26 protein-coding genes are annotated in these 21,691 nt (G+C 68.0%); 19 read left to right on the forward strand and 7 right to left on the reverse strand.

Features of this window, described 5'->3' with window-relative positions:
• Positions 1 to 15: 15 nt before the first annotated feature.
• The 3 genes from VGV58_RS24735 (at position 16) to VGV58_RS24745 (ending at position 2,733) form a co-directional block, all read left to right on the forward strand.
• Complete coding sequence (locus VGV58_RS24735) at positions 16 to 813, forward strand: transporter substrate-binding domain-containing protein (RefSeq protein ID WP_326876706.1); 798 nt, start codon at positions 16 to 18, stop codon at positions 811 to 813.
• A gap of 202 nt (positions 814 to 1,015) precedes the next feature.
• Positions 1,016 to 1,801 carry a transporter substrate-binding domain-containing protein gene (locus VGV58_RS24740; RefSeq protein WP_326876707.1) on the forward strand — a complete coding sequence of 262 codons (786 nt, stop codon included), beginning with the start codon at positions 1,016 to 1,018 and terminating at the stop codon, positions 1,799 to 1,801.
• A 227-nt stretch (positions 1,802 to 2,028) separates the two neighbouring features.
• A complete protein-coding gene (locus VGV58_RS24745; RefSeq protein ID WP_326876708.1) occupies positions 2,029 to 2,733 on the forward strand; it encodes a carbonic anhydrase in 705 nt (234 codons plus the stop codon).
• Between the two features lie 31 nt (positions 2,734 to 2,764).
• On the opposite strand, the gene hisA is transcribed toward VGV58_RS24745, so the two are convergent.
• Genes hisA through VGV58_RS24770 form a run of 5 tightly spaced genes read right to left on the reverse strand, consistent with a single transcriptional unit; the run spans position 2,765 to position 5,733 of the window.
• Entirely contained in the window at positions 2,765 to 3,493 is a 729-nt protein-coding gene (gene hisA / locus VGV58_RS24750; protein WP_414644081.1) for a 1-(5-phosphoribosyl)-5-[(5-phosphoribosylamino)methylideneamino]imidazole-4-carboxamide isomerase, read from the reverse strand.
• Positions 3,490 to 4,146 (reverse strand): imidazole glycerol phosphate synthase subunit HisH, encoded by a 657-nt coding sequence (gene hisH / locus VGV58_RS24755; RefSeq protein ID WP_326876710.1) that lies wholly within the window; start codon positions 4,144 to 4,146, stop codon positions 3,490 to 3,492. Before hisH ends, hisA begins: the two co-directional genes overlap by 4 nt.
• Positions 4,143 to 4,628 (reverse strand): DUF2628 domain-containing protein, encoded by a 486-nt coding sequence (locus tag VGV58_RS24760; RefSeq protein ID WP_326876711.1) that lies wholly within the window; start codon positions 4,626 to 4,628, stop codon positions 4,143 to 4,145. The genes hisH and VGV58_RS24760 overlap by 4 nt, the downstream gene beginning before the upstream one ends.
• Before the next feature lie 12 nt (positions 4,629 to 4,640).
• A complete protein-coding gene (gene hisB, locus VGV58_RS24765; RefSeq protein WP_326876712.1) occupies positions 4,641 to 5,228 on the reverse strand; it encodes an imidazoleglycerol-phosphate dehydratase HisB in 588 nt (195 codons plus the stop codon).
• 58 nt (positions 5,229 to 5,286) lie between these two features.
• Entirely contained in the window at positions 5,287 to 5,733 is a 447-nt protein-coding gene (locus VGV58_RS24770; protein WP_326876713.1) for a hypothetical protein, read from the reverse strand.
• Between the two features lie 42 nt (positions 5,734 to 5,775).
• Here VGV58_RS24770 and hslV point away from each other — a divergent pair, with 42 nt between their 5' ends.
• The 16 genes from hslV to VGV58_RS24850 all read left to right on the forward strand — a co-directional run bounded on the left by hslV (position 5,776) and on the right by VGV58_RS24850 (position 20,652).
• Complete coding sequence (hslV, locus tag VGV58_RS24775) at positions 5,776 to 6,345, forward strand: ATP-dependent protease subunit HslV (RefSeq protein WP_326876714.1); 570 nt, start codon at positions 5,776 to 5,778, stop codon at positions 6,343 to 6,345.
• Positions 6,342 to 6,842, forward strand: coding sequence for a GNAT family N-acetyltransferase (locus tag VGV58_RS24780; protein ID WP_326876715.1), 501 nt, complete (start codon positions 6,342 to 6,344; stop codon positions 6,840 to 6,842). Before hslV ends, VGV58_RS24780 begins: the two co-directional genes overlap by 4 nt.
• Entirely contained in the window at positions 6,842 to 8,149 is a 1,308-nt protein-coding gene (hslU, locus tag VGV58_RS24785; protein WP_326876716.1) for an ATP-dependent protease ATPase subunit HslU, read from the forward strand. The genes VGV58_RS24780 and hslU overlap by 1 nt, the downstream gene beginning before the upstream one ends.
• Positions 8,146 to 9,750: a murein biosynthesis integral membrane protein MurJ gene (gene murJ, locus VGV58_RS24790; RefSeq protein WP_326876717.1), complete on the forward strand. Its 1,605-nt coding sequence runs from the start codon at positions 8,146 to 8,148 to the stop codon at positions 9,748 to 9,750. Before hslU ends, murJ begins: the two co-directional genes overlap by 4 nt.
• A 52-nt stretch (positions 9,751 to 9,802) precedes the next feature.
• On the forward strand, positions 9,803 to 10,864 hold the full coding sequence (gene trpS / locus VGV58_RS24795; RefSeq protein ID WP_326876718.1) for a tryptophan--tRNA ligase: 1,062 nt from the start codon (positions 9,803 to 9,805) through the stop codon (positions 10,862 to 10,864).
• An 87-nt stretch (positions 10,865 to 10,951) separates the two neighbouring features.
• Positions 10,952 to 11,446 (forward strand): universal stress protein, encoded by a 495-nt coding sequence (locus VGV58_RS24800; protein WP_326876719.1) that lies wholly within the window; start codon positions 10,952 to 10,954, stop codon positions 11,444 to 11,446.
• 93 nt (positions 11,447 to 11,539) lie between these two features.
• The gene (locus tag VGV58_RS24805) at positions 11,540 to 12,106 is read left to right on the forward strand and encodes a NifU family protein (protein WP_326876720.1); all 567 of its coding nucleotides are present in this window, start codon (positions 11,540 to 11,542) and stop codon (positions 12,104 to 12,106) included.
• A 35-nt stretch (positions 12,107 to 12,141) separates the two neighbouring features.
• Entirely contained in the window at positions 12,142 to 12,825 is a 684-nt protein-coding gene (tsaB, locus tag VGV58_RS24810) for a tRNA (adenosine(37)-N6)-threonylcarbamoyltransferase complex dimerization subunit type 1 TsaB (RefSeq protein WP_326876721.1), read from the forward strand.
• A gap of 6 nt (positions 12,826 to 12,831) precedes the next feature.
• Complete coding sequence (locus VGV58_RS24815) at positions 12,832 to 13,329, forward strand: GNAT family N-acetyltransferase (protein ID WP_326876722.1); 498 nt, start codon at positions 12,832 to 12,834, stop codon at positions 13,327 to 13,329.
• A gap of 87 nt (positions 13,330 to 13,416) precedes the next feature.
• Positions 13,417 to 14,214 (forward strand): lysophospholipid acyltransferase family protein, encoded by a 798-nt coding sequence (locus tag VGV58_RS24820; protein ID WP_326876723.1) that lies wholly within the window; start codon positions 13,417 to 13,419, stop codon positions 14,212 to 14,214.
• A 125-nt stretch (positions 14,215 to 14,339) separates the two neighbouring features.
• Positions 14,340 to 15,695 carry a tRNA (N6-isopentenyl adenosine(37)-C2)-methylthiotransferase MiaB gene (gene miaB, locus VGV58_RS24825; RefSeq protein ID WP_326876724.1) on the forward strand — a complete coding sequence of 452 codons (1,356 nt, stop codon included), beginning with the start codon at positions 14,340 to 14,342 and terminating at the stop codon, positions 15,693 to 15,695.
• A 92-nt stretch (positions 15,696 to 15,787) separates the two neighbouring features.
• Complete coding sequence (locus VGV58_RS24830) at positions 15,788 to 16,945, forward strand: PhoH family protein (RefSeq protein ID WP_414644084.1); 1,158 nt, start codon at positions 15,788 to 15,790, stop codon at positions 16,943 to 16,945.
• 83 nt (positions 16,946 to 17,028) lie between these two features.
• Positions 17,029 to 17,541 carry an rRNA maturation RNase YbeY gene (gene ybeY, locus VGV58_RS24835; protein ID WP_326876725.1) on the forward strand — a complete coding sequence of 171 codons (513 nt, stop codon included), beginning with the start codon at positions 17,029 to 17,031 and terminating at the stop codon, positions 17,539 to 17,541.
• A complete protein-coding gene (locus tag VGV58_RS24840; RefSeq protein WP_326876726.1) occupies positions 17,538 to 18,530 on the forward strand; it encodes a hemolysin family protein in 993 nt (330 codons plus the stop codon). The genes ybeY and VGV58_RS24840 overlap by 4 nt, the downstream gene beginning before the upstream one ends.
• Positions 18,527 to 20,125 (forward strand): apolipoprotein N-acyltransferase, encoded by a 1,599-nt coding sequence (lnt, locus tag VGV58_RS24845; protein ID WP_326876727.1) that lies wholly within the window; start codon positions 18,527 to 18,529, stop codon positions 20,123 to 20,125. The genes VGV58_RS24840 and lnt overlap by 4 nt, the downstream gene beginning before the upstream one ends.
• Before the next feature lie 107 nt (positions 20,126 to 20,232).
• Positions 20,233 to 20,652, forward strand: coding sequence for a helix-turn-helix domain-containing protein (locus VGV58_RS24850; RefSeq protein WP_326876728.1), 420 nt, complete (start codon positions 20,233 to 20,235; stop codon positions 20,650 to 20,652).
• A gap of 103 nt (positions 20,653 to 20,755) precedes the next feature.
• Here VGV58_RS24850 and VGV58_RS24855 read toward each other — a convergent pair whose 3' ends face one another.
• Together VGV58_RS24855 and VGV58_RS24860 are read right to left on the reverse strand one after the other, a co-directional pair.
• The gene (locus VGV58_RS24855; protein ID WP_326876729.1) at positions 20,756 to 21,043 is read right to left on the reverse strand and encodes a hypothetical protein; all 288 of its coding nucleotides are present in this window, start codon (positions 21,041 to 21,043) and stop codon (positions 20,756 to 20,758) included.
• Complete coding sequence (locus VGV58_RS24860) at positions 21,036 to 21,680, reverse strand: acyl-homoserine-lactone synthase (protein ID WP_326876730.1); 645 nt, start codon at positions 21,678 to 21,680, stop codon at positions 21,036 to 21,038. The genes VGV58_RS24855 and VGV58_RS24860 overlap by 8 nt, the downstream gene beginning before the upstream one ends.
• Positions 21,681 to 21,691 lie beyond the last annotated feature (11 nt).

The following is a 21,691-nucleotide window of genomic DNA, read 5'->3' on the forward strand; positions in this document are numbered from 1 at the left end:
ATCGAGGGGATGTCAATGACGATCACAGCGTCCTTCAAGGGCCTGAAGCTGGCGGTGCTGAGCGCCGCTGCTGGCTTCAGCCTCACTGCCGCCGCGCTGGCGCAGGCCCCGACCAGCCAGCTCGAGACGATCCAGAGCCGCGGCGCCCTGCAAATCTGCACCACCGGCGACTACAAGCCGTTCACGCTCGCCAAGGACGGCAGCTTCGAGGGCATCGACATCGAGCTCGGAAAATCGTTGGCGAAGGCCATCGGCGTCGAGGCCAAGTTCGTGCAGACGAAATGGGCCGACCTGATGAACGACTTCACCGGCGGCAAATGCGACATCGCCATGGGCGGCATCTCGGTGACGCTCGACCGGCAGAAGCGCGCCTTCTTCTCCGCGCCCTATCTGATCAACGGCAAGGCGCCGATCGCGCGCTGCGCCGACGTCTCCAAGTTCCAGACCGTCGCCGACATCGACAAGCCGGAGACGCGCGTCATCGTCAATCCCGGCGGCACCAATGAGCGTTTCGTGCGCGCCAACTTCAAGCGGGCCAAGATCGAGATCTTCCCGGACAATGTCACGATCTGGGACCAGATCCTCGCCGGCAAGGCCGACATCATGGTGGCCGAGTCGATTGAGACCAAGGTCCAGGAAAAGATCCGCCCGGGCCTGTGCGCCATCAACCCCGACTCCCCCCTGCAATATGGCGAGATGGGCTATCTGCTGCCGCGCGGCGACATCGTCTTCAAGGCCTTCGTCGACCAGTGGCTGCATCTCGCCAAGGCGACCGGCGAGTTCGGCACGATCTACAATCAGTTCGTCCGCTGAATTTTCAGCAGGGTTGCGCCGCTTCGCGGATCGATCGCGGCGCGGCGCAACCTGCAGCATGTTCCAGCACAGTCGGATGCAACGCCTGCTGGGCAAGCGATGCGTGCCAGGCACGGGCGCCCTCACCCGCATGGCAGTTGAAGCTGTTCCCGCGCGCTGCTCTCCTTGCGGCAACGACAAGAGAGGGGACGAGGGCTTTTTCATGCTGTCGACGATCATTCGCGGGGCGCTTGCCGCTGCATGCGCGGGCTTCATCTCGATCGGCGCCGTCCAGGCGCAGGCACCGGCCAGCGCGCTCGATGCGATCCAGAGCGCCGGGACGCTGCGGATCTGCACCACCGGCGACTACAAGCCGTTCACCAACGCCGTCGGCGACAGCTTCGAGGGCATCGACATCGAGATGGCGAAGTCGCTCGCCAGGGCGATCGGCGTCGAGCCCAAATTCGTGCGGACGAAATGGGCCGAGCTGATGGCTGATTTCACCGGCGGCAAATGCGACATCGCCATGGGCGGCATCGGCGTGACGCTGGAGCGGCAGAAGCGCGTATTCTATTCGGATCCGGCGCTGCGGACCGGCAAGATCCCGCTGGCGCGCTGCGCCGACAAGGAGAAGTTCCAGAGCGTTGCCGACATCGACAAGCCGGGCGTGACCGCGATCGCCAATCCCGGCGGCACAAACGAGCGCTTCGCCAAGGCCAACTTCAAGCAGGCCAGGATCACGCTGCATCAGGACAACGTCACCATCTTCGACGAGATCCTGGCTGGGCGTGCCGACGTGTTCGTCACCGAGGCGATCGAGGCGACGGTTCAACAGAAGCTCAAGCCCGGCCTCTGCGCAATCAATCCCGACAAGCCGCTGACCTTCATCGAGATCGGCTATCTGCTGCCGCGCGGCGACGTGATCTTCAAGGCCTTCGTCGACCAATGGCTGCACATCGCCAAGGCGACCGGCGAGTACCAGCGCTATTACGAGCAGTATCTACGCTGATACTCGGGTGGCGCGGGGCAGAAGCGTCCTTGCCGGCAGTCGAAAGACTGCGAGCCGGCCGCGTTCACCCGCCGTTTACGCTCGTTCCAGCCGGATCGATCATTGCACGATTTGCACTGTCGGTTGCCGTTGGGGAAGCTTAGCATCGGCAGCGCTGACAAAGCATGCGCCGCGCGCCGATCCCCGAGCGTGCCGGAGCGCATCCCACCCATACGAGGATTGCGACGATGTGCGATCATTGTGTCTCGGCCGCCAGCAAGCTTACGCGCCGCGGACTGTTTGCGGCCGGCGCCGGCCTCGCCTTGGCAGGCGTGCTGCCAGCGCCCCTGCGGGCGCAATCGGCGGCAGTCGGCCCCGACGAAGCCCTGAAGCGGCTGGTCGACGGCAATGCCCGCTATGTCGCCGGCAATCTCAACGAACGCGATTTCTCGGCCGGGCGGGTGGCGCGGGCCGCCTCGCAGGCGCCCTTCGCCTCGATCCTGAGCTGCGCCGATTCGCGCGTCGCGCCGGAACTCGCCTTCGATCAGGGGCCGGGCCAGCTCTTCGTCACCCGCGTCGCCGGCAATTTCGTCAATGCCGATGTGCTGGCGAGCCTCGAATACGGCGCGCAGGTGCTGGGCTCGCAGCTGATCCTGGTGCTCGGCCATACCAGCTGCGGCGCCGTCTCGGCGACCATCGACGTCGTCAAGAACAAGACCCGGCTGCCGGGACACCTGCCCTCGCTGATCAATGCGATCAGGCCGGCCGTACTCGCGGCGCAGAAAGAGGGAGCTGCCGACCTGTTGAAGGCCGCCACCATTGCCAATGTCAGGCTCAACGTCGCCAAGCTGAAGAAGGCGGCGCCGATCCTGTCGCAGCGTCTCGCGCAGAAGCAACTCAACGTGGTCGGCGGCGTCTACGATCTGGCGACCGGCAAGGTCGAGCTGGTCTAGGCACCCAACACCATGCCGGCCGGCGGCCTTCTCAGGCCGCCGCGATCCGCGCCAGCGCCGCGGCCGGATCGATCCGGCCGTCATAGAGGGCGCGGCCGGTGATCGCGCCCTCCAGGATCGCGGCATCCGGCGCGCAGAGGCGCTCGATATCGGCCATGGAGGCAAGCCCGCCCGAGGCGATCACCGGGATCGTCAGCGCGTGGGCCAGCGCGATCGTGCCGTCCCAGTTGATGCCCTGGAGCATGCCGTCGCGGGCGATGTCGGTGTAGACGATCGCGGCGACGCCGGCATCCTCGAAGCGGCGGCCGAGATCATCGGCGGCGAGCGCCGAGGTCTCGGCCCAGCCTTCGACCGCAACGAAGCCGTCGCGCGCGTCGATGCCGACAGCGACCTTGCCCGGAAAGGCTTTTGCCGCCTCGCGCACGAAAGCGGGATCGCGCACCGCGGCCGTGCCGATGATGACGCGGGCGATACCTTTTGCGAGCCAGCCCTCGACGGTCTTCATATCGCGGATGCCGCCACCGAGCTGCACCGGGAAGCGCACGCGCTGCAATATCGCCTCGACCGCAGTGGCGTTCATCGGCTTGCCGGCGAAGGCGCCGTCGAGATCGACGACGTGCAGCCACTGGAAGCCCTGGGACTCGAAGGTCGCGGCCTGGGCGGCGGGATCGTCGTTGAAGATCGTCGCCTGGTCCATGTCGCCCTGCTTCAGGCGGACGCAGCGGCCTTCCTTGAGGTCGATGGCGGGGAAGAGGATCACGGCGCCCACCTCAGGAAATTGCCGATCAGCTTGAGACCGAGCTTCTGGCTCTTCTCGGGGTGGAACTGGGTGCCGGCGATGTTGTCCCTCGCGACGATCGCGGTGACCGGGCCACCATAATCGGTCAACGCCAGCACCTCCTGCGGCTTTGCCGCCGTCAGCGCATAGGAGTGGACGAAATAGGCGTGCCAGCCAGAGGGACCGGTCTCGATGCCGGCGAGCAGCGGGTGCTCGTCCTGCGGGTGCAGCGTATTCCAGCCCATATGCGGGATCTTCAGGGCGTCATCGCTCGGACGGATCAGCGCGACGTCGCCGGCGATCCAGCCGAGGCCCTCGGTGGTGACGTATTCGAGGCCGCGACTCGCCATGAGCTGCATGCCGACGCAGATGCCGAGGAAAGGACGGCCCTTGCCGCGCACTGTCTCTTCCAGCGCCTCGACCATTCCGGAGACGGCATCGAGCCCGCGCCGGCAATCGGCGAAAGCGCCGACACCGGGCAGGACGATGCGGTCGGCGGCGCGGACCTCGGCGGGATCGCTGGTGACGCGGATGGTCGCTGGCGTGCCGGCCTCGTTGGCGGCGCGCTCGAAGGCCTTGGCGGCCGAGTGCAGGTTGCCCGAGCCGTAATCGACGATGGTGACGGTCTGGCTCATCGTCCGTTCGCTTCCGGGAAGAGGCCGATCACCGGCGCTGAACTCGGCGCGAACCGCACGGGAGCCGGCGCCGTTTCGACGATGCGGGGCGACGAGCCGGCGGGCAAAGCCCGCTCGAAGAAGCGGCGCTCGGCGCTGGAGAGATCCGGCGCCTCGACCACGTCGACCAGCCGCCAGCCTTTCCGCAGCAGCTTGCGCGCGATCAGATTCTGGCCTTCGAAGCCGAGGAAGACCGCAAGCGCAGTATGCGACAGCATCACCGCGACAAAGGAGAAGCCGATCTGGCGCTGCAGATAGACCAATCCGCCCCAGACCAGCGCGTAAAGGATGAAGGCCAGCCAGAGCCGTTTGAACAGCAGCCAGACGCCACCGAAGACCAGCGCCGAAAAGGTGAAGCTCTCGGGCAGGAGCCGGGCCTGCTCGACCTCCTCGCGCAGGCCGCCGGCACCCGGCGGCGGGATCAGAGCCTGATAGAACGCCATGGTCGTCGTCCCTTACAGCGCGCCCTTGGTCGAGGGCACGCGGCCGCCCTCGCGCGGATCGACCTCAAGTGCCTGGCGCAGCGCCCGCGCCAAGCCTTTGAAGCAGCTTTCGGCGATATGGTGGGCATTGTCGCCATAGAGCGTCTCGACATGCAGGGTGAGCCCGGCATTGATCGCGAAGGCCTGGAAGAACTCGCGCACCAATTCGGTGTCGAAGGTGCCGATCTTCTGCGCCTTGAACTCAGTCCGGAAGACCAGGAAGGGCCGGCCGGAGACATCGACCGCGACGCGGGTCAGCGTCTCGTCCATCGGCAGGTGGACATCGGCGTAGCGGCGGATGCCCTTCTTGTCGCCGAGCGCCTGCTTCAGGGCCTCGCCGAGCGCGATACCAGCATCCTCGACCGAGTGGTGGTCGTCGATATGGGTGTCGCCCTTCACCTTGACCGTGGTGTCGATCAGGGAATGGCGGGCGAAGAGATCGAGCATATGGTCGAAGAAGCCGACTCCGGTCGAAATCTCGGCCGTGCCCGTGCCGTCGAGCACGAGCTTGACCGCGATATCGGTCTCGTTGGTGCGGCGCTTCACTTCGCCCGAACGCATGCTGACCTCTGTAACACCTGAAAACCGAGCCCGCTTTAGCAGGCGCGGGCGCGGATCGCTATCCCGGCGGCGAGCCAAAGCGGCGAAGGAAGGCGCGCGCCCGTGGCAGCGCGTCGTGAAGGAACTGGCCGGGCTCGCGCAGCCAGAGGCCGTCATAGGTCTTCGACTTGGCCTCGCTGACCAGGACATCCTGCGGCAGAGGCACCAGTGTCCCGTCCCAGCCTGGCCACCAGAGCCGGCCCTTGGCCCAATGATGCGCGATCAGGGCCTCCTCGCAGCGATAACCGTGAAAATCGAAGGCCATCTTGCCGTCGGTGACGAAGACGTGGTTGCCGGTGAAGCCCTCGGCCGGCCTGATCCAGACGGCGCGGAAACCATGTTCCGGATAGGCTTCCAGGAAGGCGTAGGCGAGGATGTGGCAGGCGCCGCAGGCGAAGAAGACCCGCTCGGACAGATTCCAGCGTTTCACCGGGTCGCTCTTGATACCGGGCTTCAGCCTGAACATGTTGGCGGTTCCCGTTGACCGATTATTCGAGACCGAATCGCAATGTCAGAGACTAGCAACGCCCCCGTGATGCACGCGACCACCATCCTGATGGTGCGCAAGGGCGGCCGGGTCGTGATCGGCGGCGACGGCCAGGTCTCGCTCGGCCCGACGATCATGAAGGGCAATGCCAAGAAGGTCCGCCGCCTCGCCAAGGGCGCGGTGATCGCGGGCTTCGCCGGCGCGACCGCCGACGCCTTCACCCTGTTCGAGCGGCTGGAAGCCAAGCTGGAGCAGTTCCCGACGCAATTGCTGCGCGCCTGCGTCGAACTCGCCAAGGACTGGCGCACCGACCGCTATCTGCGCCGGCTCGAAGCCATGCTGCTGGTCGCCGACAAGGAGGTTTCCCTGCTGATCTCCGGCACCGGCGACGTGCTGGAGCCTGAGCCCTCCGAGCACGGCTCGGTGATGGCGATCGGCTCCGGCGGCAATTATGCGCTCGCGGCGGCCCGCGCTTTGGTCGACGGCGAGGCCGATGCCGAGGTCATCGTGCGCAGGGCGATGAAGATCGCCGGCGACATCTGCGTCTACACCAATCACAGCCTCGTCATCGAAAGTCTGGAGACCGCATGAATTTCGTCGCCGACGGCTATGCCTTCGCCCCTGCGACACCAGACGATTTCCCGATGCTGGCGCGCTGGCTCGAACAGGACCATGTCCGGCGCTGGTGGGGCGACCCCGACGAGGAGCTCGCCGAGATCGCGCGCATCTTCGGCGATCCCAGCATGGAGGCGCTGATCGTCAGCCGTGACGGGCGACCCTTCGCCCATCAGCAGAGCTGGGACCCAGCGCTCTGGCCCGATTATCCGCTGCAGGACCAGCCGGCCGGCACGCGCGGCATCGACCAGTTCATCGGCGAGGCCGAGATGCTCGGCCAGGGTCACGGCACCCGCTTCATCGGCGCCTTCACCCGGCATCTGCTGGCGCAGGGCGCGCCGCGGGTGGTGATCGATCCCGATCCGGAGAATCTCGCCGCGATCCGCGCCTATGAGAAGGCCGGCTTCACCGCCCTCGACATCCGCGAGACCGGCGACGGCCCCGCGCTGATCATGATCCAGGAACCTGTTTGATGACGTCGTTTTCCCCCCGCGAGATCGTCTCAGAGCTCGACCGCTTCATCGTCGGCCAGAAGGACGCCAAGCGCGCCGTCGCGATCGCCCTGCGCAATCGCTGGCGCCGGCAGCAGCTGGAAGGGCCGCTGCGCGAGGAGGTCGCGCCCAAGAACATCCTGATGATCGGGCCGACCGGCTGCGGCAAGACCGAGATCGCCCGCCGCCTCGCCAAGCTGGCGAACGCGCCCTTCCTCAAGGTCGAGGCGACCAAGTTCACCGAGGTCGGTTATGTCGGCCGCGACGTCGAATCGATCGTGCGCGACCTGGTCGAGGTCGCGATCGGCCTCGTCCGCGAGAGCCGGCGCAAGGATGTCGAGGCCAAGGCGCATGTCGCGGCCGAAGAGCGCGTGCTCGATGCCCTCGTCGGCCCGACCGCGAGCGCGACGACGCGCGACAGCTTCCGCCGCAAGCTGCGCAACAACGAGCTCGACGACAAGGAGATCGAGGTCGAGATCGCCTCGGCTGCCTCGGGCGCGCCGATGTTCGAGGTTCCCGGCATGCCCGGCGCCTCGATCGGTGCGATCAACCTCTCCGACATGCTCGGCAAGGCTTTTGGCCAGCGCGGCAAGCCCAAGCGCGTGCTGGTCAAGGACGCCTATGCACCGCTGCTCGCCGAGGAGAGCGACAAGCTGATCGACCAGGACGCGATCGTCCAGGCGGCGATCCGCGAGGTCGAGAACAACGGCATCGTCTTCCTCGACGAGATCGACAAGATCTGCGCCCGCGAGGGCCGCGGCGGCGCCGACGTCTCACGCGAAGGCGTGCAGCGCGACCTGCTGCCGCTGATCGAGGGCACCACCGTCGCGACCAAGCACGGGCCGGTGAAGAGCGACCACATCCTGTTCATCGCCTCGGGTGCCTTCCACGTCTCGAAGCCATCAGACCTCCTGCCGGAATTGCAGGGCCGCCTGCCGATCCGGGTCGAGCTCTCGTCGCTCGACGTCGAGGACTTCAAGCGCATCCTGACCGACACCGAAGCCAGCCTGATCAAGCAGTCGGTGGCGATGCTGGCGACCGAGCAGGTGACGATCGAGTTCACGCCGGACGCGGTCGCGGCGATCGCCCGCATCGCGGTCGAGGTCAATTCGACGGTCGAGAATATCGGCGCGCGCCGGCTCCAGACCGTGATCGAGCGCATTCTCGACGAGATCTCCTTCACCGCGACGGATCGCGGCGGCGAGAGCGTGACGATCGACGCCCCTTACGTCGAAGCGCGCATCGGCGACCTCGCCAAGAATGCGGATCTGAGCCGGTTCATTCTGTGAGCACGCCGGGCGAGGCAGAGCCCTCTTCCTCCCGCCTCGCCCGCGATTCGCTCGTCGTCGGCGCAGCGACGATCCTGTCGCGCCTGCTCGGCTTTGCCCGCGACGTGCTGATCGCGCGCCTGCTCGGCGCAGGCCCCGTGGCGGACGCGTTCCTGGCGGCCCTACGCCTGCCGAACCTCGTCCGGCGCGTGCTCGGCGAAGGGGGGCTGAATGCGCCCTTCGTGCCTCTGTACCTCGCCATCAAGGCCGAGCGCGGCGAGGACGACGCCAGGCGCTTCGCCGGCGCGGCTGCGAGCCAGCTCGGCCTGCTGCTCGTCGGCTTCGTCGTGCTGGCCGAGCTGTTCGCGCCCTGGGTCGTGCTCGGACTGGCCGGCGGCTTCGCCGATGAACCGCAGACACTGGCGCTCGCCGCCCACTACACGCGGTTGATGCTGCCCTTCGTGCTGCTGACCACGCTCGCGGCGCTGCTCGCGGCGCTGCTCAATGCCGAGGGTCGCTTCACCGTCGCGGCCCTGGCGCCGGCCTTGATGAACGCGATCCTGCTCTGCGCCCTCATGGCCACGCTGTTCCGCGGCGGCGACAGCCATGCCAGCGCGACACTGCTCGCGGCCTGTCTCAGCCTGACCGGCCTTGCCCATCTCGCCATGATCCTGTGGCGCCTGCGCGGCATCGGCCTGCCGCGCCCCAGCCTGCGCTGGTCGCCGGACATGACGCGGCTGATCCGGACAGGCGGGGCGACGTTGCTCGCCGCCTCCGCGGCGCAGCTCGTCCTTTTGATCTCGACGCAGATCGCCTCGACCGCGCCCGGCTCGGTCTCGGCGCTGTATTATGCCGACCGCGTCTTCCAGCTGCCGCTCTCCTTCTTCGGCGTCACCATGGGCACGGTGGTGCTCTCCGCCATGGCCGGCGAGATATCGCAGGCGGATCACGACGCCCTGCTCGGCCGGGCGCTGGCGCTCGGGCTGGCACTGGCGATCCCGGCCGCGACCGCCCTCTATGTGCTGGCCGAGCCGATCGTCTCGGTGCTGTTCGAAAACGGGCAGTTCAACGCCGCCGATCGCGAACGTACCGGCGCCGCGCTGGCCGCCTTCGCCTGCGGCCTGCCCTTCGCGCTCGCCGCCAAGGTGTTCGGGCAGGTCTATTTCGTGCGCCGGCAGCCGCGTCTTCCGCTGATCGCGGGCTTTGCCGCGGTCGCCGTCGCCGCGCTCGCAGGTCTTGTCCTGCTTGGTTGGCGCGATGCGGCAATGATCGGCGCTCTGGCGGCAAGCCTCGCCTTCATCGTCCAGGCGGGCCTGCTCGGCCTCCATCTGCTGCGGGCAGGCCTATGGCGGCCGCGCTGGGCAGACGCCAGGACCATCCTCGCCATCATCATGGCTGCCGTGCTCATGATAGCGGCGCTCGAGGCCACGATCAGGCCGCTCCTGCCCGCTCTAACCCCAACCCAGCCGGCGCTGTGGCGCGCCGGCGCACTGGCTTTGCTGTGTTGCGCCGGCGCCGCGACCTACGCCGTCGCGGGCTTCCTGCTCGGTGCCTTCGATGCGGTTCTACCGCCGCGGCTCTTGCGCCTTCGCGGCGCTTCCGTCAGAACGCCGCGTTCCTGAGCGGATCGACCCCCGACTCAAGACTTTTTTCGCCCTGACGACGGAGCGCCCCATGGCCGCTTTCTCTCCCCGCGTCTTCTCCGGCATGCAGCCGACCTCGACGCTCCATCTCGGCAACTATCTCGGCGCGCTGGTGAACTGGGTCGCGATGCAGAAGACCCATGACTGCATCTATTGCGTCGTCGACATGCACGCGATCACGCAAGGGCTCGACGTCTGGGGCGGCCCGGCCGAACTGACCCGCGCGACGCGCGAGGTCGCGGCCGCCTATATCGCCGCCGGCGTCGATCCCAAGCAGAGCATCATCTTCAACCAGAGCCAGGTCTCCGGCCATGCCGAGCTCGCCTGGGTGTTCAATACGATCGCCCGCCTCGGCTGGCTCAACCGCATGACCCAGTTCAAGGAGAAGGCCGGCAAGGACCGCGAGAACGCTTCGGTCGGGCTCTACGACTATCCCGTGCTGATGGCGGCCGACATCCTGCTCTACAAGGCGACGCATGTCCCGGTCGGCGAGGACCAGAAGCAGCATCTCGAACTGACCCGCGACATCGCCCAGAAATTCAACAACGACTTCGCCGGACGCATCGCCGAGCTCGGTCTCGGCACCGGCGAGCTCGGCTATTTCCCGCTGCCCGAGCCGATGATCCAGGGCCCGGCGCCGCGGGTGATGAGCCTGCGCGACGGCACCAAGAAGATGTCGAAGTCGGACCCATCCGACTATTCGCGCATCAACCTGACCGATGATGCCGACATGATCGCCCAGAAGATCCGCAAGGCGAAGACCGATCCGGAGGCGCTGCCTTCCGAAGAGAAGGGTCTGGAAGGCCGGCCGGAAGCCGAGAACCTGGTCGGGATCTATGCCGGGCTCTCCGGCGAGACCAAGGCGCAGGTGCTCGGCCAGTTTGGCGGCAGCCAGTTCTCCGGCTTCAAAGCAGCGCTGGTCGAGCTCGCGGTCGGCAAGCTCGCGCCGATCGCCGACGAGATGCGCCGGCTCCTGGCCGACCCCAGCCATATCGACGCCATCCTCAGCGACGGCGCCGACCGCGCCGCCGCGATCGCCGAGCCGATCATGCTCGACACCAAGGACATCACCGGCTTCGTGCGCCGGCGCTGATCCGGCAGACGCCGCGAGGGAGGCTTGCGCTGACCTTGCGACGCCTGTCACCATGACATGTCCTGAAATAGGCGGCAGGCGATAGCAATGGTCAAGAGACGGCGGTCCTATGAGACGGGCCATCGCCCGAAATTCCTCGCTGTCGTCGACGACAGCGAGGAATGCTCGAAGGCGGTGCGCTTCGCGGCGCGGCGCTGTGCGCGCCTCGGAGCCTCGATCGTGCTGCTCGGCGTGGTCACCCCACCAGCGGACGAGACCTGGCTCGGCGTCGGCGACATGGTGCAGGCCGATGCCGAGGCCGAGGCGCAGGAGCTGATCGACAAGGCGGCGGCGGCCGTGCGCTCGCTCGCCGGGCTCGAGCCGGAGAAGGTCGTGCGCACCGGCGTCAAGGCCGACGAGATGGTCAAGCTGATCGACGCGGACGAGGACATCTCGCTGCTCGTGCTCGCTGCCGGCACCGGCCGCGACGGCCCCGGCCCGCTGGTCAGCGCGCTCGCCGGCAAGGGCGCCGGCAGCTTCCCGATCCCGGTCGCGATCGTGCCTGGACACCTTGCCGACGAGGAAATCGACGCTCTGGCCTGATCAGGGGGCGCAGCTGCTGGAATGATTCCAGCGTCCGGCCTATATCGGGATCAGGAACGGCGGCCTTGACCCGCCGGCGCCGGAGACAAAGCCATGTTCATCCAGACCGAAGCCACGCCAAACCCCGCCACTCTGAAGTTCCTGCCCGGCCGCAGCGTCTCGCCGCAGGGGCCGATCGAACTGCGTGACCCCGCCCTGGCCGAGCGCTCGCCGCTCGCGACCCGCCTGTTCGGCGTCAAGGGCGTCTCAGCCGTGTTCTTCGGCTCGGACTTCATCACCGTGACCAAGGCCGAGGGCGAGTGGCCGCATCTCAAGCCCGCCATCCTCGGCGCGATCATGGAACATTACATGTCGGGGGCGCCGCTGATGAGCGACAGCGCCCCGATCGACGAACTCGCCGAAAGCGAGGACGAGTTCTTCGCCGAGGAGGACGCAGCGACCGTCGACACGATCAAGGAGCTGCTCGAGACCCGCATTCGCCCGGCCGTCGCCGGCGATGGCGGCGACATCACCTTCCGCGGCTTCAAGGACGGCACCGTCTATCTCGCGATGAAGGGCTCCTGCTCGGGCTGCCCGTCCTCGACGGCGACGCTGAAACACGGCATCCAGAACCTGCTGCGGCATTTCCTGCCGCAGGTGCGCGAGGTCGAGGCGGTTTGATCGCCGTCGGCATAGCAGACCGGACCTAAGCCCCGATGCGCATTCTTGCGATAGATACCGCGCTCGGCGCCTGCTCTGCCTGCGTGCTCGACGGCAGCGACCCCGCTCCCCTCGCGATCGAGCAGACCGCGATGGAGCGCGGCCATGCCGAGGCGCTGATGCCGATGATCGAGCGCGTCATGGCCAAGGTCGAGGGCGGCTTCTCCTCGCTCGACCGCGTCGCCGTGACGATCGGGCCCGGCAGCTATACCGGCCTGCGTGTCGGCATCAGCGCGGCCCGGGCGATCGCGTTCGCCGCCGGCATCCCCGCGATCGGGATTTCGACTCTGGCCGCCAGCGCCGCGCCCTTCATCGGCCGCGAGGGCGGGCGCGTCGTCGCCGCCGCGGTCGACGCCAAGCACGGTCAGGTCTGGTTCCAGGCGATGAACGCGCAGGGCAAGCAGCTGGTCTCGGTGCGCCAGGTCAACCATCGCGACGCCGCCCGCGCCATCGGCGCCGGCCCGGTCTCGCTGGTCGGCTCGGCGGCGCTCGCCGTCGCCAACGAGGCCTGGGCGATCGGGCTCGACGCGCTCGTGGTCGACGACGCCAAGGCGCCGGACGTGACCTGGGTGGCACGGCTCGGCATGATCGCCGACCCCGACAGCGCCCCGCCGCGCCCGCTCTACCTCAAGGCGCCGGAAACGACGCCGCAGGACCGCGCCCGGCTACCGCGGCGCTAGCTGGCAGTGGGCTGGTTCCAATCCCTGTTCAGGCGCCGGCCGAAGACAGGCCGCGCCGGCCCGCTCGATGTCCGCCATGCCCGCCAGGTCGCGGCCCTGCATCACCAGGGTGGCTTCGCGCGGCCGTGGGAGCCCGGCGAATGCGCGGCGCTGCTCGCCGATCGGGCCGTGGTGACCGACGGCGTCTTCATCGGCAGCGCCGGCGAGCCCTGCGGCTTCGTGATGTCGCGGCTGGCCGCCGACGAGGCCGAAATCCTCAGCATCGTCGTCGCCGGCGGGAGGCGCCGGTCCGGGCTCGGGCAAAGCCTGCTCTGCGCGCATATGGCGCAACTGGCGGCGCGCGGCGCGGCGCAGCTCTTCCTCGAGGTCGAGGTGGGCAATGCACCGGCGATCGGGCTCTACAACCGGCTCGGCTTCGAGACCGTGGGCCGCCGCGAAGGCTATTACCCGAAGCCGGACGGCAGCCGCGCCGCCGCACTCGTGATGCGTCGCGGCCTCGGCTGAACGGGGCGGCATAGACGGCCGCGATAGGGCCGATTATAGCCGGTGCCGCAAACTCGGAGCGCCTGCGCAGAGAATGAACGGCCCAGCATGAAAGGCCTCCGTCCCGGCGCCATGACGCGGCTTGCGCTGATCGTCCTCGGCACGCTCGCCCTGATCCCGCCGCAGCTCGTCGCGATGCGCTTCGGGCGGCCCTTCTATTTCACCCGCCTGTTCCAGAAGCTGGTCTGCCGCGGCTTCGGCGTGCGAATCACCACCCGAGGACACGCGCCTGCGCCCGGAGAGGGCGGGTTGATCGTCGCCAACCACATCTCCTGGCTCGACATCCCCGTCATCGGCACGACCGGGCCGCTCTCCTTCGTCGCCAAGGCCGAGGTCGCAACCTGGCCGGTCATCGGCTGGCTCTCGACACTGCAACGCACCGTCTTCATCGACCGGATGCGTCGCGGCGCCACCGCCGGCGTCGCCAGCGAAATGGGCAAGCGACTGCAGAACGGACAATCGGTGGTGCTGTTCGCAGAGGGGACGACCGGCGACGGCACACGCGTCCTGCCGCTGCGCTCTTCGCTGCTCGGCGCCGCCCACGAAGCCGTGCGCGGGGCGGACGAGGCCGAGATCACGGTCTACCCGCTCTGCATCACCTATACCGGCTTCCATGGCCTGCGCGGCGGCCGGGTCGAGCGCTCTGCCCTGTCCTGGTATGGCGACACCGAACTCGCGCCGCATTTGCAGGCGATGATCAATTCCGGCGCCATCGATGTCGAGCTCGCCTGGGGCGAGCCGATCCGGATGGGCCGCAAGCTCTCGCGCAAGGAGGCGACGCGCCTCGCCGAGATTTCGATCCGGCGGGCACGGCAGGAAGCCGTCACCGGCCGGTCACGCGGCTGAGCCAGATTCAATCTGCTTCGGAGTGTTGCGGCCTGGATATTGCGTGGCGACCGGCGACGGCGATATGATTCCCATGCCCGAGGCGATTGGGATAAGGAGACGCGGTTGAGGCCGGATCAGCGTTGATGAAGAAAGTCCACATCAAGTCCTATGGCTGCCAGATGAACGTCTATGACGGCCAGCGCATGGCCGACGTCCTGGGCCAGGAGGGCTATGTCGAGACTGCGACGCCCGACGACGCCGACCTCATCCTGCTGAATACCTGCCATATCCGCGAGCGCGCGGCGCACAAGGTCTATACCGAGCTCGGCAAGCTGCGTGACCTGAAGCGCGAGCGCAAGGCGGACGGGCGCGAGACCACGCTCGTCGTCGCCGGCTGCGTCGCCCAGGCCGAAGGCGCCGAGATCCAGCGCCGCCAGCCGGCCGTCGATCTCGTCATCGGCCCGCAGACCTATCACCGCCTGCCGGAACTGCTGGCACAGGCGAAGAGCCGCCGCGTCGTCGACACGGAATTGCCGCCGGAGGACAAATTCGGCCATCTGCCGGCGCCGAAGCCGGCGGCGATCGTGGCCCGCGGCATCTCGGCTTTCGTCACCGTGCAGGAGGGCTGCGACAAGTTCTGCGCCTTCTGCGTCGTGCCCTATACGCGCGGCGCCGAGTTCTCGCGCCCGGTCGCCCAGGTGATCGCCGAAGTCGAGCGATTGGCGCAAGCCGGCGTGCAGGACGTCTCGCTGCTCGGCCAGAACGTCAATGCCTATCATGGTGACGGCCCCGATGGTCGGGTCTGGACGCTGGCGCGATTGATGCGCCGGATTGCCGAGGTGCCGGGCATCGCCCGCATCCGCTACACGACCAGCCATCCGCGCGACATGGACGAGGAGCTGATCGCCGCCCATCGCGACCTGCCGCAGGCGATGCCGTTCCTGCACCTGCCGGTGCAGGCGGGCTCCGACCGGATCCTCGCGGCGATGAACCGCAAGCATACCGGCGACGAATACCGCCGGCTGATCGACAAGATCCGCGCGGCGCGGCCCGACATCGCCCTGTCCTCCGACTTCATCGTCGGCTTCCCCGGCGAGAGCGATGCCGACTTCGAGGAGACGATGCGGCTGATCGCCGATGTCCGCTTCGCCTCGGCCTATTCGTTCAAGTATTCGCCGCGCCCCGGCACGCCGGCGGCCGAGCTGTCCGAACAGGTGCCGCCCGCCGTGATGGACGAGCGGCTCTACCGGCTGCAGGCCCTGGTCGAGCAGCACCGGCAGGAGTTCAACCACGCCATGGTCGGGCGCACCGTCGAGGTGCTGCTCGAGCGCAACGGACGGCATCCCGGCCAGCTCGCCGGCAAGACGCCCTATATGCAGGCGGTCCAGATCGAGAGCGCGACGCACCGGATCGGCGATCGCGTCATGGTCCTGATCGAGCGGGCCGGGTCGAATTCGCTGTTCGGACGTGCGGCCGAGCAGCCGGAGCTGGCTGCCTGACACGAATCGAGTTGCGTAGCGTTGAGATGGCGTCGGCGTTGCGGTGAAGGCTTTTTTGACTGCGCCTGCCCGACTCATTCCCAGTGGAGATAATGGCATTGGCCCAGGCCGATCATTTCAATCCCAAAGCCGAGCGCGGCGGACGCCGCGACGAGACGCTGACGCGCGAGGGCCTGCCCGGCGCGGAAGTCGAGCTCACCTTCGACAACAACCAGACCGCCGGCCTGGTCTTCGGCCATTACGACCAGAACCTGGCGCATCTGGAGCGGCGCCTCGGCGTCGTGGTCGCCCCGAACGGCAACCACGTCACCATCAAGGGCCCGCGCGAGACCGCCGAGCAGGCGAGCCGGGTGCTGCGCACGCTCTATGCCCGCGCCAAGACCGGCGCAGCCGTCAATCTCGGCGAGGTCGACGGCGCGATCGAGGAGAGCAACGCACAGCGCTCGCTCTTTCCGGCCGACAATGCCGGGAAGTCTGCCTTCGACGCGGTGGTGACGCGCAAGCGCGGCCCGGTCCGGGCGCGCAACGCCGCGCAGGACGCCTATCTGCGCCAGCTCAAGCGCCATGAGCTCGTCCTCGCCGAAGGCCCGGCCGGCACCGGCAAGACCTGGCTCGCCGTCGGCCATGCCGTTTCGCTGATCGAGCAGGGCGTGGTCGAGCGCATGGTGCTGTCGCGCCCGGCGGTCGAGGCCGGCGAGCGCCTCGGCTTCCTGCCCGGCGACATGCGCGAGAAGGTCGATCCGTATCTGCGGCCGATCTACGACGCGCTCAACGACTTCATGGAGGCGCGCCATGTCGAGCGCGCTTTGCAGACCGGCATGATCGAGATCGCGCCGCTGGCCTTCATGCGCGGGCGCACGCTGAGCAATGCCGTCGTGCTGCTCGACGAGGCGCAGAATGCGACCTCCGTGCAGATGAAGATGTTCCTCACCCGCCTGGGCGAGGGCTCGCGCATGATCATCACCGGCGATCCCTCTCAGGTCGACCTGCCGCCGGGCCAGCGCTCCGGTCTGGTCGAGGCGGTCAGGCTCCTGTCCGGCGTCGAAGGTGTCGGCCATGCCCGCTTCGAGGAAGGCGACGTCGTCCGCCATGCGCTCGTGCGCCGCATCGTCATGGCCTATGAGGACGCCTCCCGGAAGGAGCGCGACGAGCGCGAGGCGCGGCTTGCCGCCCTGCCCGCGCCGGACGCTCCCATCGAAGGCGATGCCGACGGGCTGAACCGGATGCTGTCGCGGGAGCGGCCGCGATGACGGATCGACCTCGTTCGCGGCGCGCTGCGCCGCGAACCGAAGCAGCGGAGCCTGCCATAGGCAGGCCCTCGCTGGATATCCGCATGCAGTCCCGGAAATGGCGCGAGATCGGCGATCTGCAACCGCGGATCCTCGCCGCGGTCGATGCCGGGCTGGCGTTGGCTCCGGTCAAGCCGCTGCCGGGCGCCGAGCTCAGCCTGCTGCTCACCGACGACAAGCGCATCCGCATCGTCAACCGCGACTGGCGCGGCTTCGACAAGGCGACAAATGTCCTCTCCTTCCCGGCCGCGCCGCCCGAGAAGATTGCCTCGAGCCCGGTGGTCGGCGACATCGTGATCGCCCTGGAGACGGTCGCCCGAGAGGCTAAGGCCGAGGAGAAATCCTTCGGCGACCATCTCAGCCATCTCGTGATCCACGGGCTGCTGCACCTGCTCGGCGAAGATCACGAGACAGAGGCGGAGGCGCAGCGCATGGAAGCGCTGGAGACCGCGGCACTTGCCCGGCTCGGCATCGCCGACCCCTATGCCGGCTCCGAGCCGGAACCCATGCAGCCCCGCCCAGCGTCCAAGACCAAGAAGCCCCAGCCAGCGTCATGAGCGACGACACCCGATCTTCCTCCTCATCGGAACCAACAGGCCGCGGCCTGTCGCATTGGCTCGGCCAGTTCCTCGACCGGCTCGGCCTGCGCCAGGGTGGCTCGATCCGCGAGGACATCACCGAGGCGCTGGCGCAGGACAGCGGCGGAGTGACCGACCTCTCGCCGCAAGAGCGGGCGATGCTCTCGAACGTGCTGAGCCTGCGCGAGCGCCGCGTCGCCGATGTGATGGTGCCGCGCGCGGACGTCATCGCAGTCTCCTCGGAGGCGACGCTCGGTGACCTCCTGGCCCTGTTCCGCACCGCCGGCCATTCGCGCCTGCCTGTTTACGGGGAATCGCTCGACGACCCCCGCGGAATGATCCACATCCGCGACTTCCTCGACTTCATCGCGGCGCGGGCCAAGCCGGGCCGGAAGCTGCGCGGCGAGGCCGAGGCGCCGGCCGGCCCGAGTCTCGGCGCCATCGACCTCTCGATGACGCTGGCCCAGGCCAAGATCCTGCGGCCGGTGCTCTATGTGCCGCCCTCCATGCCGGCGGTCGACCTTCTTGTCCGGATGCAGGCAACGCGCACCCATATCGCCCTGGTGATCGACGAATATGGCGGCACGGACGGGCTGATCTCGATCGAGGACCTCGTCGAGATCGTCGTCGGCGACATCGAGGACGAGCACGATCTCGACGAAGCCCCCGCGATCGCGCCGGCCGGCGAGAACCGCTTCATCGCCGATGCCCGCGCCACGCTCGACGAGCTGAAGGAGGCGACCGGGATCGACCTGTCGCGCGCCGAGGTCGCCGAGGAGGTCGATACGCTCGGCGGGCTGATCGTGACCCTCGCCGGCCGTGTGCCGGTACGTGGCGAACTGATCAAGGGGCCGGAAGACCTCGAATTCGAGGTGCTCGACGCCGATCCGCGCCGGGTCAAGCGCCTGCGCATCCATCGCCGCGACCCCGTCGCGGCCGAGCCGCCAGCCGAACCGGACGCCGCATGACCATGCTCTCGGCGCTGGCCGACCGCGTCATCCTCGCCTGGGGTTGGCCGCGCCGGCTGATCGCGCTCATCTGCGGCGCGAGCGGGGCGCTGGCGCTGGCCCCGCTCGACCTCTGGCCGCTGATGGTCGTGCCGATGACCGCCGCGGTCTGGCTGATCGACGGCTCGGTCGCGCAGACCCGGCGCGGGCGCCTCTGGGCGGCCGCGAGCGCCGGCTGGTGGTGGGGCTTCGGCTATCATCTCGCCGGCTTGTGGTGGCTCGGCGCCGCCTTCCTGGTCGAGGCCGACAAATTCGCCTGGGCGATGCCGCTCGGCGTCGTGGCGCTGCCGGCCTTCCTCGCCATCTTCCCGGCCGCCGGCTTCGCCCTGGCGCGGGCGCTCTGGCCGACCGGTGCCGGCCGCATCCTGGTACTGGCGGCCGCGCTGGCGCTGAGCGAGTGGCTGCGGGGCCATGTCCTCACCGGCTTTCCCTGGAACGTCTACGGCATGATGCTGGCCGGCCCGACCTGGCTGGCCCAGAGCGCCAGCCTGATCGGGCTCTACGGGCTGACGGCGCTGGCCGTCGCGATCGGGGCCGCCCCAGCCGTGCTCGGCACGGGCGAAGAGGGCGAAGGGCGCTGGCGCGCTCCGCCGCTGGCGGGGCTCGTGCTGGCGGCCATGGCCGGATTCGGCGCCTGGCGGATTCCGGCGGAGCCGGCTCCGGCGGTGAACGGGGTCAAGCTCCGGCTGATGCAGCCGAACCTGCCGCAGGATGCCAAGTTCAGCCCGCGCAACAGCGAGATGATCCTGTCGCACTACCTCGCGCTTAGCGACCGGGCGACCGGTCCGGCGACCTCGGGCGTGCAGGACGTGACCCATCTGATCTGGCCCGAATCGGCTTTCCCCTTCCTGCTCGGGCGCACGCCGCAGGCGTTGGCGCGGATCGCCGCGCTGCTGCCGCCGAACACGACCCTGATCACCGGCGCGGCCCGGGCCGGCGAGACCTTGCCCGGCGAAAGCCGGCCGCCGATCTACAATGCGATCCAGGTGGTGAACGACGAAGGCGTGATCACCGGCAGCTACGACAAGGTCCATCTCGTCCCCTTCGGCGAGTATCTGCCTGCTGTCTTCGAGCGGCTGATCCGGGCGGTCGGCCTGTCCGAATTCGTCTCGATTCCCGGCGGCTTTGCCTCCGGCAGCCGACGCACGCCGCTGTCGATCCGTGGCCTGCCGCCGGCGGCGAGCCTGATCTGCTACGAGGTGATCTTCCCCGGCGAGGCGATGCCGAGCGGGCCGCGGCCGGGCTTCATCCTCAATTTGACCAATGATGGCTGGTTCGGGCAGACCAGCGGCCCCTACCAGCATCTCGCCCAGGCCCGCCTGCGCGCCATCGAGGAAGGCCTGCCGCTGGTGCGCGTTGCCAACACCGGCATCTCGGCGGTGGCCGACCATTACGGGCGCATCCGCGCAGCGTTACCGCTCGGCGAGGCCGGCGTCATCGACACCTCGCTGCCTCGTGTTGGCCCGGCGACACCCTATTCCCGCTTCGGCGACCTTTTCTTTGCAGGTGTAGTTGCCAGCCTAATGCTCGCTGGAGTAATAATGCGGCGACGGTAATCCCATTTGGAACTTTCTTTCGGGGAGCGCCGCCGAATGGCCAGCATGCCGGGCCTTCAACGGGCCGCCGGCAGACCTGGACAAATAAAAAAGGGGACCGGCAAGCCATGTTGAAGAAAGTACCGAACCCGATCGACCGGCACGTCGGCAGCCGTGTCCGGATGCGCCGCATGCTCGCCGGCGTCAGCCAGGAGCGGCTCGGCGAGGCGCTGGGCCTGACCTTCCAGCAAGTGCAGAAATACGAGAAGGGCACCAACCGGATCAGCGCCAGCCGGTTGCAGCAGATTTCCAAGATGCTGGGCGTGCCCGTCGCCTTCTTCTTCGACGGCGCCCCCGCCGACGATAGCGTCGGGGAAGGCTTCGCCGATGCGTCGGCCACGACCTATGTCGCCGATTTCCTTGCGACCAGCGAGGGCGTGCAGCTGACCAAGGCCTTCGTGCGGATCAAGAGCCCGCGCGTGCGCCGGCGTATCGTCGATCTCGTCGAATCGCTCGGCGACACGCCGATCGAGACCATCGAGCAGTGACGCACTGAACCGCTGAATTTCCTGCCAAGGCATGCTGTCTTTCCGGGACTTCGCGTAGCGAAGGGCCGGAAAGACAGAGCGGTTCCCTTGATGGGACGTTGGCTCAGTGCAGGGCCGGGGGCATATCCTGGGTCAGGACAAGCGTGCTCCGATTGAGCCGCTGCAGTTGCGGGCTGGGATTCACCAGCAGGAAATCCCTGAGCTTCACCTGGTCCGGCTCCGACATGGACAGGATCTGCACTGCGAGCCAGAGCTCGTCCGGCAAATCCATGCGGTGGGCGACATCCACCAGTTCCTGATGCACCGGCTGGTTGCGCAGCAGGGTGGTGAGCAGGCCGAGGGCGTATTCGATCTTGTCCCGGCTGCTGCCGGTGTCGTGCTGATTAGCCATGCGGGATCCTCCGCTCGCCCGGGGCCCGCTTCGCGTCGCGACGCGACAGGATGACCGGCGCTTCGATGTCCTTGAAGGCAAGGGTACGGCGATAGGCGTCCTCGCTGACCGTGATGATCGTGCCGACGCAGTTCATGCCCTCGATCATCGTCGGCAGGCCGAGCGGCCGGACCTCCCAGCCCAGTTCCAGGAAACGCGGCATCCACCACGTCTCCATCACCACCGTGATCGCCGTGATGTCGTTGGCGAGGCAGTGCTCGAACATCCCGGCCAGAACGGTATGCAGGATCTTGCTGTCGGTGCCGCGCCGCTCCGGCACGACGAAGATGCGCGTCCATTCGACGATGTCGGTGCCGCGCTGGAGCCCACGCACATCGGCCAGGAACGGAAAGACATCCGCCATCAGATGCGGAGATGTCGTCGGCACGAGCCGTGTTCCGCCGATGACGCGCCCGTTCTCGATCGCCAGCAGATAGGTCGCATCCGCATTGTCGAACTGGTCGACCTCGCGGCCATCGGACCGCTCGAGCGCCATCCATTTGCGCTCGCCGACATAGATCTGATGCCGAATCCGGTAGTGCTGCTCGAGCTCGGCCCCGTAGAGGTGCCGGTTCCCGGCATCGATAACGTGGATCATCGCCGCTTCCC

This window comes from Allobosea sp. (assembly GCF_035944895.1).
In the GTDB taxonomy this organism is placed as follows: Bacteria; Pseudomonadota; Alphaproteobacteria; order Rhizobiales; family Beijerinckiaceae; genus Allobosea.

Bases quoted from the DNA above. Each gene is read 5' to 3' on its own strand.
- VGV58_RS24735 (WP_326876706.1), top strand. From the start codon at position 16: ATGACGATCACAGCGTCCTTCAAGGGCCTGAAGCTGGCGGTGCTGAGC.
- VGV58_RS24740 (WP_326876707.1), top strand. From the start codon at position 1,016: ATGCTGTCGACGATCATTCGCGGGGCGCTTGCCGCTGCATGCGCGGGC.
- VGV58_RS24745 (WP_326876708.1), top strand. From the start codon at position 2,029: ATGTGCGATCATTGTGTCTCGGCCGCCAGCAAGCTTACGCGCCGCGGA.
- hisH (WP_326876710.1), bottom strand. From the start codon at position 4,146: ATGAGCCAGACCGTCACCATCGTCGATTACGGCTCGGGCAACCTGCAC.
- VGV58_RS24760 (WP_326876711.1), bottom strand. From the start codon at position 4,628: ATGGCGTTCTATCAGGCTCTGATCCCGCCGCCGGGTGCCGGCGGCCTG.
- hisB (WP_326876712.1), bottom strand. From the start codon at position 5,228: ATGCGTTCGGGCGAAGTGAAGCGCCGCACCAACGAGACCGATATCGCG.
- VGV58_RS24770 (WP_326876713.1), bottom strand. From the start codon at position 5,733: ATGTTCAGGCTGAAGCCCGGTATCAAGAGCGACCCGGTGAAACGCTGG.
- hslV (WP_326876714.1), top strand. From the start codon at position 5,776: ATGTCAGAGACTAGCAACGCCCCCGTGATGCACGCGACCACCATCCTG.
- VGV58_RS24780 (WP_326876715.1), top strand. From the start codon at position 6,342: ATGAATTTCGTCGCCGACGGCTATGCCTTCGCCCCTGCGACACCAGAC.
- hslU (WP_326876716.1), top strand. From the start codon at position 6,842: ATGACGTCGTTTTCCCCCCGCGAGATCGTCTCAGAGCTCGACCGCTTC.
- trpS (WP_326876718.1), top strand. From the start codon at position 9,803: ATGGCCGCTTTCTCTCCCCGCGTCTTCTCCGGCATGCAGCCGACCTCG.
- VGV58_RS24800 (WP_326876719.1), top strand. From the start codon at position 10,952: ATGGTCAAGAGACGGCGGTCCTATGAGACGGGCCATCGCCCGAAATTC.
- VGV58_RS24805 (WP_326876720.1), top strand. From the start codon at position 11,540: ATGTTCATCCAGACCGAAGCCACGCCAAACCCCGCCACTCTGAAGTTC.
- tsaB (WP_326876721.1), top strand. From the start codon at position 12,142: ATGCGCATTCTTGCGATAGATACCGCGCTCGGCGCCTGCTCTGCCTGC.
- VGV58_RS24820 (WP_326876723.1), top strand. From the start codon at position 13,417: ATGAAAGGCCTCCGTCCCGGCGCCATGACGCGGCTTGCGCTGATCGTC.
- miaB (WP_326876724.1), top strand. From the start codon at position 14,340: ATGAAGAAAGTCCACATCAAGTCCTATGGCTGCCAGATGAACGTCTAT.
- VGV58_RS24830 (WP_414644084.1), top strand. From the start codon at position 15,788: ATGGCATTGGCCCAGGCCGATCATTTCAATCCCAAAGCCGAGCGCGGC.
- ybeY (WP_326876725.1), top strand. From the start codon at position 17,029: ATGCAGTCCCGGAAATGGCGCGAGATCGGCGATCTGCAACCGCGGATC.
- VGV58_RS24840 (WP_326876726.1), top strand. From the start codon at position 17,538: ATGAGCGACGACACCCGATCTTCCTCCTCATCGGAACCAACAGGCCGC.
- lnt (WP_326876727.1), top strand. From the start codon at position 18,527: ATGACCATGCTCTCGGCGCTGGCCGACCGCGTCATCCTCGCCTGGGGT.
- VGV58_RS24850 (WP_326876728.1), top strand. From the start codon at position 20,233: ATGTTGAAGAAAGTACCGAACCCGATCGACCGGCACGTCGGCAGCCGT.
- VGV58_RS24855 (WP_326876729.1), bottom strand. From the start codon at position 21,043: ATGGCTAATCAGCACGACACCGGCAGCAGCCGGGACAAGATCGAATAC.
- VGV58_RS24860 (WP_326876730.1), bottom strand. From the start codon at position 21,680: ATGATCCACGTTATCGATGCCGGGAACCGGCACCTCTACGGGGCCGAG.